This is a genomic window from Streptomyces sp. NBC_01264 (genome assembly GCF_026340675.1).
Taxonomy (GTDB): Bacteria; Actinomycetota; Actinomycetes; order Streptomycetales; family Streptomycetaceae; genus Streptomyces.
Genome location: NZ_JAPEOX010000001.1, coordinates 4,201,657 through 4,214,366 on the forward strand (window position 1 = coordinate 4,201,657; position 12,710 = coordinate 4,214,366).

Here is a 12,710-nt window from a genome sequence, read left to right on the forward strand (position 1 = left end):
ACGATCTCGCTGATATCACGGACTTTTTTTGTGATTCTTCGGATCAGGTTATGGGCGAATCGGTCATTGGACGAAAGAATTCGAACAGATATCGGATTTCTATTGTCCGGGCGACTTGCCCTGCTCGGCGGGACCGTGCGGATGGCGTTCGCGGTGCCAGCGGCGCAGCAGGCCCTCGCGCGCTTCCTCCGCCGTCAGCGCGTACACGAGGTGATCGCGCCAGGCCCCGTCGATGTGCAGGTACCGCGGGCGCAGTCCCTCCTCGCGGAAGCCGAGCTTCTCCACCACCCGCCGGCTCGGACCGTTCTCCGGGCGGATGCACACCTCGATCCGGTGCAGCCCGACCTTGGTGAAGCAGTGGTCCACCGCCAGCGCGACCGCCGTCGGCATCACCCCGCGGCCCGCCACGTCCCGGTCCACCCAGTAGCCCACGTGGCCCGCGCACATCGAGCCCCAGGTGATCCCCGCGACCGTCAACTGGCCCACCAGACGCCCCTGGTACTCGATGACGAACGGCAGCATCCGCCCCGCGTTCGCCTCCGCCCTCAGGTGGCGCACCATCTGGCGGTACGTCGGCCGCTGGATCACCGGCCCCCAGGGCGCCGGCGGCGGGATCGTCGCCTCCCAGGGCCGCAGCCAGTCGCGGTTGCGGCGGTTGACCTCGCGCCAGGCGGCCTGGTCCCGCAGCTTTATCGGCCGGAGCGTGACATCGCCGTCCGCCAGCACCACCGGCCAGGAGGGGCCGTTCAGCTCGCGCTCCCCGGAGGTCTGCCCTCGGGACGAGGGTGGTCGCCGCCGCGGATCTGGTCGACGGCGTGCAGCAGGACGCGGGACAGGACCGCGATCCCGTCGCGGACCCCGCCGGTGGAACCGGGAAGGTTCACGATCAGGGTGTGTCCGGCCACGCCCGCCAGGCCCCGGGACAGGGCCGCGGTGGGCACCGTCGCCAGGGACTCCGCGCGGATCGCCTGCGGGATGCCCGGGATCTCGTAGTCCAGGACCCGGGCGGTGGCGTCGGGGGTGCGGTCGGTCGGCGAGATGCCGGTGCCGCCGGTGGTCAGGATGACGTCGTATCCGGCGGCCACGCCCTCGCGCAGGGCCGCCTCCACGGGGTCCCCGTCGGGGACCACGCGCGGGCCGTCCACCGCGAAGCCGAGCGCGCTCAGGCCCTCGGCGAGCACCGGGCCGCCCTTGTCCGCGTATACGCCCTTCGAGGCCCGGTTCGAGGCCGTGACCACCAGCGCGCGCAGCGCGGGGGCCGTGGCAGCCACCGGCCGCACCTCCGGGGCGTGGGCGTGGCTGTGGACCTCGCCGCCGCGCGGGGCGTTCACGAGCGCGCCCAGTCGCCGGACTTGCCGCCCGTCTTCTCCTCGACCCGCACGTCGGTGATGACCGCGCCCTTGTCGACGGCCTTGACCATGTCGATGACGGTGAGCCCGGCGACCGCGACGGCGGTCAGCGCCTCCATCTCGACGCCCGTACGGTCGGTGGTCTTGACGGTGGCGAGGATCTCGACGGCGTCGTCGGTGACCTTCAGGTCCACCTTCACCCCGGAGACGGCCAGCGGGTGGCACAGCGGGATCAGGTCGGGGGTCTTCTTCGCCCCCATGATCCCGGCGATCCGCGCGGTGGCGAGGGCGTCGCCCTTGGGCACGCCCTCGCCCCGCAGCAGTTCGATGACCCGGGGGGAGACGAGCACGCGGCCGCTGGCCCGCGCCGTCCGGGTGGTGACGTCCTTCGCCGAGACGTCGACCATCCGGGCCGCGCCGGCCTCGTCGATGTGCGTCAGCCTGGTGCCGGCGGCGCCGCCGGCGCTGCTTTGCGTACTCATGTGTGCGTGCCGCTCCCGTCCGGGCCCCGCAAGGGCCTGTGTGGTGCAACACGCTACCCGCATCGGCCCGGCCTCAGCCGAGCAGGACCACTTCCAGCTCGGCCCCGGGCTCCACCGAGGTCACGTCCTCCGGCACGACCATCAGCGAGTCGGCGTGCGCCAGCGCGGCGATCAGGTGCGAGCCCGCTCCGCCGACCGGGCTGACCGTGCCGCTGACCGCGTCGTACTTGCCGCGCAGGAACTGGCGGCGGCCGGCCGGGGAGCCGATCGCCTTGTCCGCCTCGAGCACCGCGCGCACGCTCGGCCGGCTGACCTCGGAGGCGGGCAGGCCCATGAGGGCGCGGATCGCGGGGCGCACGAACAGCTCGAAGGAGACGTAGGAGGAGACCGGGTTGCCGGGCAGGGCCAGCAGCGGGGTGTGGTCGGGGCCGATGGTGCCGAAGCCCTGGGGCTTGCCGGGCTGCATGGCGAGCTTGCGGAAGTCGATCCCCGCGCCGTCGACCTCGTCGTCCCCGGTGGCGACGGCCGTCAGGGCCTCCTTGACCACGTCGTACGCGCCGACGCTGACCCCGCCCGTGGTGACGAGCAGGTCGGCCCGGATGAGCTGGTCCTCGATGGTGGAGCGCAGGGTGTCGGCGTCGTCGGCGACGGCTCCGACCCGGTAGGCGATGGCCCCGGCGTCCCGCGCGGCGGCGGCCAGGGCGAAGCTGTTGGAGTCGTAGATCGTGCCGGGCGCCAGGGCCTCACCGGGCTGGACCAGCTCGCTGCCGGTGGACAGGACGACCACGCGCGGGCGCGGACGCACCCGTACGGTGCCCCGCCCGATGGCGGCCAGCAGGGCGATCTGCGGCGGCCCGAGGACCGTGCCCGTGGCGAGCGCGAGGTCCCCGGCCTGTACGTCGCTGCCGCGCGAGCGGACGTGCGCACGCGCCTCCGCCGGGCGGTGGACCCGTACCTCGCCCGCGGCGCCCTCGGGCGCCTCGCTGGCGGGGGTCATCCCGGAGGCGGCTCCGCCTCCCGTGCCGCCGTCGGTCCACTCGACCGGTACGACGGCTTCCGCACCGGGGGGCAGCGGGGCGCCGGTCATGATGCGGGCGGCCTGGCCGGGGCCCACGGTCGGCAGCTCTCCGCTGCCGGCCGCCACGTCCCCGATAACCGTCAGCACCGCCGGGAACTCCTCGCTGGCCCCCTGGACATCGGCGGTCCGGACGGCGTACCCGTCCATCGAGCTGTTGTCGAAGGGCGGCAGGGCGACGGGCACGGTGACGTCCTCGACCAGGACGCAGCCCTGGGCGTCCAGCAGCTGGAGCTCGATGGGCTCCAGCGGCCGGACGGTGCCGAGGACGTCCGCCAGGTGCTCGTCCACCGACCAGAGGCGCTGGGAGCCTGTGTCCTGCGGTGCGTCGGGCTTGCTCAAGGTCCTACATCTCCTCCGTGACGTAATGGTGAAGCCAGGCGCGGAACTCCGGGCCCAGGTCCTCACGCTCGCACGCGAGTCGGACGATGGCCCGCAGGTAGTCCCCGCGGTCCCCGGTGTCGTAGCGCCGGCCCCGGAAGACCACGCCGTGCACCGGGCCGCCGACGGTCTCGTCCGCGGCCAGCTTCTGCAGGGCGTCGGTCAGCTGGATCTCATTGCCGCGGCCCGGCTCGGTCTCACGCAGTATGCCGAAGATCGCCGGATCGAGTACGTACCGTCCGATGACCGCGTAATTGCTGGGCGCGTCCGCGGCGTCCGGCTTCTCCACGAGACCGGTGATGCGGACCACGTCCGCCTCGCCGGTGGGCTCGACCGCGGCGCAGCCGTAGAGGTGCACCTGCGAGGGGTCGACCTCCATCAGCGCGACGACGGTGCCGCCGGCCCTCTGCTGGACCTCCGTCATCCGGCGCAGCAGCGGGTCGCGGGGGTCGATGAGGTCGTCGCCGAGGAGGACGGCGAAGGGCTCGTCGCCGACGTGCGGCTCGGCGCACAGCACGGCGTGGCCCAGGCCCCGGGGGTCGCCCTGGCGGACGTAGTGCATGGTGGCCAGGTCGCTGGACTCCTGGACCTTCTTGAGCTTGTCGTCGTCGCCCTTGGCGATGAGCGCCGACTCCAGCTCGTAGTTGCGGTCGAAGTGGTCTTCCAGGGCGCGCTTGTTACGACCCGTGATCATGAGGATGTCGTCGAGGCCGGCCGACACGGCCTCCTCGACGACGTATTGAATGGCCGGCTTGTCCACCACGGGAAGCATTTCCTTGGGTGTCGCCTTGGTCGCGGGAAGGAACCGAGTGCCGAGGCCCGCGGCCGGGATGACGGCCTTCTTGATCACGGGGTGCAACTGAGTCATGGGCGGAACGATAGTCGCTCCTGATGAGGGCCACGTGAGTTTCAGATGAACATGATCAGGTATACCCCGATAGAAAGTGATACGAGCCAACCGTGACAGAGAACCAGCCGTCGAGGGCCAAGGCGGACTTGCGCCGGGAACTCCTCGCGGCCCGCCGCGCCTTGTCCGCCGACACTCTGCGCACGGCGGCCGGCGCCCTCGCCCGCACCGCCTTGCGACTACCCGAACTCAGCTCCGCCCACACCGTGGCCGCCTACGTCTCCATCGGCTCCGAACCCGGCACCCGCGAGCTGCTCGACGCCCTCCGGGCGGCCGGCGCCCGCGTGCTGCTGCCCGTCCTGCTGCCCGACAACGACCTCGACTGGGCCGCGTACGAAGGCCCGGAGAGCCTGGCCGAGGCCGCGCACCTGGGGAAGATGCGGCTCCTGGAGCCCGCCGGTCCCCGTCTCGGGCCGGACGCGGTGACCGGCGCCGACGCCGTCCTGCTGCCCGGACTGGCCGTGGACCGGCGGGGGATGCGGCTCGGACGGGGCGGAGGCTCGTACGACCGGGTCCTGGAGCGGCTGGAGCGCGCCGGGGCGGATCCCGCGCTGGTCGTGCTCCTCTACGACGACGAGGTGGTCGCGCGGGTCCCGGAGGAACCGCACGACCACCCCGTACGCGCGGTGGCCACCCCGTCGGGGGTGCTCCGCTTCAGCTCTGACGCCCTATAGGCCCTATGGGTCCTATGGGTCCTATGGGTCCTACGGTCAGGAACCCTCGGGCTGGAGGGTCAGGGTGTCGACCGTGGCCTTGTCCACGGCGCCCTTCCCGAAGGACCAGTCCAGCAGTTCGCCCTTGGCCCACAGCGAGGTCTGGTCCGTGTAGTGGTCGTGGTACGCGTGCCCCGAGGCGCCCGTCAGGTTGATCCAGCGGGACTTGTCGAAGTCGGCGAGGTTCACGACCATCCGCATCGACGGCACCCAGGTGACCCCGTACCCGCTGGAGGCGTTCCAGCCGGTGGCGTTGACGGTGGCCTCGCCGCCGCCCAGGTTCCAGGGGCCGCGGTTGAGGAGCCACTGCAGGTAGCCGGGGCCCTCGGTGCCGATCGTCTGGTTCTTCAGCATCAGCTGGTGCATGCGGCCCCAGCTCCAGGTCGACTGGTCCTTGCCGAGCTTGGCGGTCAGCTCCCAGCGGGCGTCCTTCATGGCCCGCGCGAAGAGCTGGTCGCGGGTGGTGGTGGCGGCCACGGTGCGGCCGACGGCCGGCGACTGCCACCACGCCGAGTCCTCGTCCTTGACCAGGCGGCGCACCACCTCGAACCAGCGGTCACCGCCGTCCGGCTGCGCCGAGTCGGAGGCGCGCTCACCGCATTCGCGGACCATCTTGGCGAGGTCGTCGGCCGGGCCGGTGGTCTGCTCGGGGACGTTCATGCAGCTGCCCTCGACCCGCAGCTCCTTGGGCATCTTGTCGCCGAAGGCCAGCTTGAGGATGTTGCGCCAGACCGCGTTGAAGTACGCGGCGGCCGCCGAGTCGGGCTCCTGGGTGTAGTTCCAGCCCTCCAGCAGCTTCTGCGCGGAGCGGACGGCCGGGTCCGAGACGTCGATCTTTGCCAGCATCGGGGTCAGCAGCGCGGAGATCTCGCTGCTGTTGTCCATCTGCATGGTGCGCATGTCGTCGGTGGAGATCTTCCCGCTGTCCTTGATCTTCGCCTCGATGAGGTCGTTGATCCGCTGGCTGCGGGCTCCGTAGCCCCAGTCGGTGGTCAGCAGGTGCGGGTACTTGCCGGCGCCCGTGCCGGTCTCGGTGACGGCCTGGTTCGCGGTCACGATGAACCCGCGGTCCGGGTTGTACGCCCACGGCATCTCGTCCTGCGGGACGTAGCCGGCATTGCCGTCCTTGCCGCCCTTCCAGGCGTACTTGGAGTCCCAGCCGGGGGCGGGCATCTTGCCGTCGCCGGTGGTGCGCACCGGGATGCGGCCGGGGGCCTGGTAGCCGATGTTGCCGTTGGCGCCCTTGTTGTCCGCGTAGATCAGGTTCTGCGAGGGGACCTCGAAGTCGCGGGCCGCGGTGCGGAACTCCTGGAAGTTCTTGGCCCGGTTGAGCTTGAAGACCGCGTCCATCGACTTGCCCGGGTCCAGCGCGGTCCAGCGCAGGGAGACCCCGTAGCCGTTGCCGCGGTCGGGGGCGGCGCTGCTCACGGGGGCGCGGGAGCCGACCGTGGCGATCTCGTCGCTGCGGTCGGAGATCAGCGGTCCGTTGTTGGTGGACCGGACGGTGATCTTCTTCTCACCGCCGCCGGCGATCTTGATGACCTCTTCGCGGGTGGTGAAGGGGAGCGTCTTGCCGTCGTAGACGTAGCCCTCGGGCTTGACCTGCTCCAGGTAGAGGTCGGTGACGTCGGCGCCGAGGTTGGTCATGCCCCAGGCGATGTCGGCGTTGTGGCCTATGACCACGCCCGGCATGCCGGAGAAGGTGTAGCCGGCCACGTCGTACTGGCACGAGGGCGAGGCCGCCCGGCAGTGCAGGCCCATCTGGTACCAGACCGAGGGCAGCTGCGGGGAGAGGTGCGGGTCGTTCGCGAGCAGCGGCTTTCCGGTGGTCGTGTACTTGCCGGCGACGACCCAGGAGTTCGAGCCGATGCCGCTGCCGGAGGGGCCGAGGATCGCGGGGATCGTGTCGAGGGTGTCGGCCAGCGCGCCGAGCGAGGTGCGCAGGCCCACGGTGGCGCCCTGGGCGGTGACGTTGCCGGCCAGCCCGGTCTCACCGGTGGTGCCCGTGGAGACCTGGGAGCCGTTCGTGCCGCCCTGCCCGCCGGTGGGGGAGCCCACCGGGCTGCCGGAGCCGGGACCGGCCGCGGGGGTGTACTTGCCGCCCTTGACGGTGCCGCCCTCGACGATCGGACGGTTCCGGTCGAAGGGGTACGGCGGGTAGAGGTCGTTGATCTGCGCCTGCGAGAGCTTGCCCGTCATCAGCGCGCGGTCGATCTCGTCCTGCATGTTGCCGCGCAGGTCCCAGGCCATCGCCTTGAGCCAGGCCACCGAGTCGACCGGGGTCCACTGCTCGGGCTTGTAGTCGCCGCTGAGCTTGAGGGCGGCGTGCTCGACGGAGAGGTCCTTGCCGGACTTGTCCTTCAGGTACGCGTTGACCCCGTCGGCGTAGGCCTGCAGGTACTTCTTGGTGTCGGCCGACAGCTTGGTGTCGTACTCCTGCTGCGCGACCTGGCGCCAGCCGAGCGTGCGCAGGAAGGCGTCCGTCTCGACCTGGCCGGCGCCGAACATCTCGGAGAGCCGTCCGGAGGTCATGTGGCGGCGTACGTCCATCTCCCAGAACCGGTCCTGCGCGTGCACGAAGCCCTGCGCGCGGAAGAGGTCCTCGTCGGAGTCGGCGTACAGCTGGGGAATTCCGTTGGCGTCGCGCTTGACGTCGACGGTCCCGGTCAGGCCGGGCACCTTCAGGGAGCCGGTGGTCTGCGGGAACGAGGCCCGCACGCTGTCCACGCTCCAGTACGCCCCGTACCCGAGGCCAGCGAAGAGCGCCAGGACCAGGACGAGCACGATCAGACGGGCGCGTCGTCCCTTCTTCTTGACGGAAGGGGCGGTTTCGTTGGCGGGCATCGCTGTCCTTAGAGGGGCAGGGTGGTCCTGGGAGTGCTGGGAGCAACCATAGGCGCAGGACCGGGTGCGTTGATCCGCCAGGGGTCGAGCTCATGACGACAGGTCATGAGGACAGAGGCCCGCAGGCGTTTCACAATGTGGCTATCAAGTAAAGGGCGCGTCAAAGATTAGGTAAGGTAACGAAGTACTTGCCGTCCGTGCCCCTGCCGGAACGATCCGTCGACCCATCGTCGGCCGGTCCCCCGTTCCGTCATCGTCAGGCACGTCGAGGAAAGGGCCGCCCGCTGACTGTCCACACGCTCAATGAGCTCCTGCTGGTCTGCTCGCTCGTGCTGCTCGTCGCCGTGGCGGCGGTGCGCGTCTCTTCGCGCAGCGGCCTCCCCAGCCTGCTCATCTACCTCGGCATAGGCATCGCGATAGGCCAGGACGGCATCGGCAACGTCGTGTTCGACAACGCCGAGCTGACCCAGGTGATCGGCTATGCCGCGCTCGTCGTGATCCTCGCCGAGGGCGGTCTGGGCACCAAGTGGAAAGAGATCAAGCCGGCCCTGCCGGCCGCGATCGTGCTGTCGCTGGTCGGCGTCGCCGTCAGCGTGAGCGTGACCGCGGCGGGCGCGCACTACCTGGTCGGACTCGAATGGCGGCAGGCCCTGCTGATCGGTGCGGTCGTCTCCTCGACCGACGCGGCGGCCGTCTTCTCGGTCCTGCGCAAGGTCCCGCTCCCCTCCCGGATCACGGGTGTGCTGGAGGCCGAGTCCGGCTTCAACGACGCCCCCGTCGTCATCCTGGTCGTGGCCTTCGCGACCGTCGGACCGGTCGACCAGTGGTACGTCCTCATAGGCAAGATCGCGCTGGAGCTGGCGATCGGCGTCGCCATCGGCCTGGCGGTGGGCTTCCTGGGCTCGTACGGGCTGCGGCACGTGGCGCTGCCCGCCTCGGGCCTCTACCCGATCGCGGTGATGGCCATCGCGATCACCGCGTACGCGGCCGGCGCGATGGCGCACGGCTCCGGCTTCCTCGCGGTGTACCTGGCGGCGATGGTGCTCGGGAACGCGAAGCTCCCCCACTGGCCCGCCACCCGCGGATTCGCGGACGGGCTCGGCTGGATCGCCCAGATCGGCATGTTCGTGCTGCTGGGCCTGCTGGTCACCCCGCACGAGCTGGTCCACGACTTCTGGCCGGCGGTGATCATCGGGCTGGTGCTGACGATGGTGGCCCGGCCGCTGGAGGTCTTCGTCTCGCTGCTGCCCTTCCGGCTGCCCTGGCAAGAGCAGGCGCTCATGTCCTGGGCGGGCCTGCGCGGGGCCGTGCCCATCATCCTGGCGACCATCCCCATGGTGTCCGGGATCGAGGGCAGCGAGCGGGTCTTCAACATCGTCTTCGTCCTGGTCGTCGTCTACACCCTGGTCCAGGGCCCGACCCTGCCCTGGCTCGCGCGCAAGCTGAAGCTGGGCAACAGCGACGAGACCGCCTCGGACCTCGGGATCGAGTCGGCGCCGCTGGAGAAGCTGCGCGGACACCTGCTGTCCTTCGCGATCCCGCCCGCCTCGCGGATGCACGGGGTCGAGGTGAGCGAGCTGCGGCTGCCGCCGGGGGCTTCCGTGACGCTGGTCGTACGGGACGCGCGCAGCTTCGTACCGGCGCCGTCGACCGTGCTGCGGCGCGGGGACGAGCTGCTGGTGGTGGCCACGGACCCGGTACGGGACACGGCCGAGGCGCGGCTGCGAGCGGTGGCCCGGGGCGGCAAGCTGGCGGGCTGGCTGGGGACCGGCGGGGAAGGCGAGGGGGGCTCGGCCGGGAAGGCCAGGAGCGCGGGCAAGGGCTCAGCGAAGCGCTCCGGGAAGAGCGGCGGGAAGGGCAGTGGGATGGGCTCCGGGAAGGGTTCCGAGAAGAGCTCCGGGAAGAGCTCTGGGAAGGGTTAGAGCGTCGCTCTAATTCTGCATTTTCGATGACTCCTGTCCGCATTCACCCCTGTTTAGGCGGGGCTTGAATGCGAAGTTCCAGTTAATCGCAGGTGAAGACACGCCCTGTAGCCCGAATCACAGGGCGTATCGGGCGATCTGCCTGTACGATTAAGGAACAACACATCGAACCAACTCTGCCTGACGCAGAGCTGGCGCGACCGCAAAGCGGCCGTGGCACCCTCCCGCAGTGGGCGCCCAGGTATCACTCGGTTCTGCGCAAGAGGACAGCTCTCGGGCCTCCCACATGTACGGGTGTCACCGCTCACGAAGCGGGGCATCGTCCGCAGACGGGGAGTTCTACCAGGCAGCGGAAAGGCCAGGCCGTGACATCCGCGGTCACGACCGACAAGTCCGCCCAGTCCACCCGACCCGGCTACGGGCAGCTCCTGCGCACGCCCGGCGCCCTCGGCTTCGTTCTCCCGGGATTCGCCGCGCGACTCCCCTTCGGCATGCTGACGATCAGCATCCTGCTGCTCGTCCAGCACACCACCGGTTCCTACGGAAGCGCCGGCATCGTCGCCGCCTTCACCGGTGTCTCCATGGCCGTGTTCGCCCCGGTCATGGGCAAGCTCATCGACCGCCACGGCCAGAGCGCCGTCCTGGTCCCGGTGGCCCTCGTACACGCCACCGCCGTCAGCTCCCTGGTGGCGTTCGCGCTGCTGGGGGCGCCCGTCTGGGCGCTCGCACTGGCGGCCGTCCCCGCCGGTGCATCCGTCCCGCAGGTCGGACCCATGGTCCGGTCCCGCTGGGCGGCCAAGCTCGAGGGCTCCCCGCTGCTGCCGACGGCCGCCGCGTTCGAGTCCGTCACCGACGAGTTCACCTTCGTCGTCGGCCCGGTGCTCGCCACCGCGCTGTGCACCGGCATCAACCCGGCGGCCGGTCTGGTCACCGAGGCCGCGCTGACCCTGATCGGCGGCCTGCTCTTCGCCGCCCAGCGCGCCACGCAGCCGGGGCCCGTCGCCCGCCCGGCGCACGGTGAGAAGCACGCCCCGGCCCTGTCGTTCCACGGCCTGCGCGTCCTGATCGTCGCCTTCATCGGCATCGGCGCCGTCTTCGGCGGCATGCAGGTCTCGCTCGCCGCCTTCACCGAGGAGATCGGCAACCCGGGAGCCAACGGTCTGCTCTACGGCGTCTTCGCCGCGGGCAACATGATCGCCGGCATCGCCTGCGGCGCCATCGCCTGGAAGATCGGCCCGCGCCGCCGCCTGATCCTCGGCTACATCGGCCTCACCGCGGCCGCCTCGGTCCTGTGGGCCGCGAACTCGATGATCGTGCTGGGTGCGCTCGGCCTGGTCGTCGGACTGTGCATCGCCCCGGCGCTGATCACCGGATACACCATGATCGAGAAGCTGATCCCGGCTGCCTCGCGGACCGAGGCCTTCACCTGGCTCACCGGTGGCGTCGCCTTCGGGCAGGCCGGCGCCGTGATCCTGGCCGGCCGTCTGACGGACGCGCACGGGTCCTCGTACGGGTTCCTCGTGCCGATGGTGGCCACCGCGCTCGCGCTGACCATCCTGCTGGCGCTGCGTGCGAAGCTGGCCCCGAAGGCCCCGAGCCGGATCGTCAGCTCGTCCAAGCCGGCCGTCCAGACCGCTCAGACCACCTCCGCGGCACCCGCCGCGGGTGTGAACGAGCGTGGTCTGGGTCACCGCGTGCCGGTGACGGTGGACTGATCCGCCGGAATACGTCACCATGGAGCGTCGTTAGCACTCATTGAGTCAGAGTGCCAGGAGGAAATTCGTGCCGACCTACCAGTACCAGTGCACCGAGTGCGGTGAGGGCCTTGAGGCCGTGCAGAAGTTCACCGATGACGCACTGACCGTGTGCCCGAGCTGTGACGGACGCCTGAAGAAGGTGTTCTCCGCGGTCGGCATCGTCTTCAAGGGCTCCGGTTTCTACCGGAACGACAGCCGTGGCGCTTCGTCGAGCAGCACCCCTGCCTCGAAGCCCGCGTCGACGCCCGCCGCCGCCCCGGCCGCGTCGTCCTCGACGACGTCTTCGTCCTCGACCTCGACCTCCTCGTCGTCGTCGAGCACGTCCGCCGCCTGACGCGCTCCAAGGCTCCACCGGCTGCAACAGCTTCACCCGAGGCCCTGTCGTCCCCACGGACAGCGGGGCCTTCGGCATGCCCCGTTAGGCTGGCCGCATGGCGAATGCAGAGATCGGTGTCATCGGCGGATCGGGCTTCTACTCCTTCCTGGAGGACGTCTCCGAGATCCAGGTCGAGACGCCCTACGGACCCCCCAGCGACTCCCTCTACCTCGGCGAGCTGGCCGGCCGGACCGTGGCCTTCCTGCCCCGGCACGGCCGCAGCCACACCGTGCCCCCGCACAAGATCAACTACCGGGCCAACCTGTGGGCGCTGCGTTCCGTGGGCGTCCGCCAGGTGCTGGGCCCCTGCGCCGTGGGCGGCCTGCGCTCCGAGTACGGCCCGGGCACGCTGCTCGTCCCCGACCAGCTGGTCGACCGTACGAAGTCCCGCGCCCAGACCTTCTTCGACGGGGAGCCGCTGCCGGACGGCTCGGTCCCCAACGTCGTGCACACCACCTTCGCCGACCCGTACTGCCCGGTGGGCCGCTCGGTGGCCCTGGCGGCGGCGCGCGGGCGGGAGTGGGAGCCCGTGGACGGCGGCACCATGGTCGTCATCGAGGGGCCGCGCTTCTCCACCCGCGCCGAATCGCGGTGGCACGCCGCGGCCGGCTGGTCGGTGGTCGGCATGACGGGGCACCCCGAGGCGGTCCTCGCGCGCGAGCTGGGGCTCTGCTACACCTCGATGGCGCTGGTCACGGACCTGGACGCGGGCGCGGAGACGGGCGAGGGGGTCTCCCACACCGAGGTCCTCAAGGTCTTCGGCGAGAACGTCGGGCGACTGCGCGAGGTCCTCTTCGACGCGGTGGCCGCCCTGCCGCCGACGGAATCCCGCGCCTGCCTGTGCACCCACGCCCACGACGGCTGGGACCTGGGCATCGAGCTGCCGTAGCCGTCCGGAACGCCG

11 protein-coding genes are annotated in these 12,710 nt (G+C 70.9%); 5 read left to right on the forward strand and 6 right to left on the reverse strand.

Going from position 1 to position 12,710, the window contains the following annotated elements:
* Positions 1 to 99: 99 nt before the first annotated feature.
* The 5 genes from OG435_RS19305 to galU all read right to left on the reverse strand — a co-directional run bounded on the left by OG435_RS19305 (position 100) and on the right by galU (position 4,155).
* Positions 100 to 729: a GNAT family N-acetyltransferase gene (locus tag OG435_RS19305; RefSeq protein WP_266878224.1), complete on the reverse strand. Its 630-nt coding sequence runs from the start codon at positions 727 to 729 to the stop codon at positions 100 to 102.
* A gap of 17 nt (positions 730 to 746) precedes the next feature.
* Positions 747 to 1,280, reverse strand: a complete 534-nt coding sequence (locus OG435_RS19310; protein WP_266881894.1) for a MogA/MoaB family molybdenum cofactor biosynthesis protein — start codon at positions 1,278 to 1,280, stop codon at positions 747 to 749.
* A 47-nt stretch (positions 1,281 to 1,327) separates the two neighbouring features.
* The gene (gene moaC / locus OG435_RS19315; protein ID WP_243335354.1) at positions 1,328 to 1,831 is read right to left on the reverse strand and encodes a cyclic pyranopterin monophosphate synthase MoaC; all 504 of its coding nucleotides are present in this window, start codon (positions 1,829 to 1,831) and stop codon (positions 1,328 to 1,330) included.
* Positions 1,832 to 1,904: 73 nt separating this feature from the next.
* Positions 1,905 to 3,248 carry a molybdotransferase-like divisome protein Glp gene (gene glp, locus OG435_RS19320; protein WP_266878227.1) on the reverse strand — a complete coding sequence of 448 codons (1,344 nt, stop codon included), beginning with the start codon at positions 3,246 to 3,248 and terminating at the stop codon, positions 1,905 to 1,907.
* A gap of 4 nt (positions 3,249 to 3,252) precedes the next feature.
* The gene (gene galU / locus OG435_RS19325) at positions 3,253 to 4,155 is read right to left on the reverse strand and encodes a UTP--glucose-1-phosphate uridylyltransferase GalU (RefSeq protein ID WP_266878229.1); all 903 of its coding nucleotides are present in this window, start codon (positions 4,153 to 4,155) and stop codon (positions 3,253 to 3,255) included.
* 92 nt (positions 4,156 to 4,247) lie between these two features.
* On the opposite strand from galU, the gene OG435_RS19330 reads away from it, so the two are divergent.
* On the forward strand, positions 4,248 to 4,868 hold the full coding sequence (locus tag OG435_RS19330) for a 5-formyltetrahydrofolate cyclo-ligase (protein WP_266878231.1): 621 nt from the start codon (positions 4,248 to 4,250) through the stop codon (positions 4,866 to 4,868).
* A gap of 36 nt (positions 4,869 to 4,904) precedes the next feature.
* Here OG435_RS19330 and OG435_RS19335 read toward each other — a convergent pair whose 3' ends face one another.
* Positions 4,905 to 7,751 (reverse strand): penicillin acylase family protein, encoded by a 2,847-nt coding sequence (locus OG435_RS19335; RefSeq protein ID WP_266878233.1) that lies wholly within the window; start codon positions 7,749 to 7,751, stop codon positions 4,905 to 4,907.
* Between the two features lie 329 nt (positions 7,752 to 8,080).
* On the opposite strand from OG435_RS19335, the gene OG435_RS19340 reads away from it, so the two are divergent.
* From OG435_RS19340 to OG435_RS19355, 4 genes are all read left to right on the forward strand, one after another.
* Complete coding sequence (locus OG435_RS19340; protein ID WP_266878235.1) at positions 8,081 to 9,673, forward strand: potassium/proton antiporter; 1,593 nt, start codon at positions 8,081 to 8,083, stop codon at positions 9,671 to 9,673.
* Between the two features lie 365 nt (positions 9,674 to 10,038).
* On the forward strand, positions 10,039 to 11,388 hold the full coding sequence (locus OG435_RS19345) for an MFS transporter (protein WP_266878237.1): 1,350 nt from the start codon (positions 10,039 to 10,041) through the stop codon (positions 11,386 to 11,388).
* Between the two features lie 67 nt (positions 11,389 to 11,455).
* Positions 11,456 to 11,764 (forward strand): FmdB family zinc ribbon protein, encoded by a 309-nt coding sequence (locus tag OG435_RS19350; protein WP_266878239.1) that lies wholly within the window; start codon positions 11,456 to 11,458, stop codon positions 11,762 to 11,764.
* A gap of 97 nt (positions 11,765 to 11,861) precedes the next feature.
* Complete coding sequence (locus OG435_RS19355; protein ID WP_266878240.1) at positions 11,862 to 12,695, forward strand: S-methyl-5'-thioadenosine phosphorylase; 834 nt, start codon at positions 11,862 to 11,864, stop codon at positions 12,693 to 12,695.
* The last annotated feature ends 15 nt before the right edge of the window (positions 12,696 to 12,710 follow it).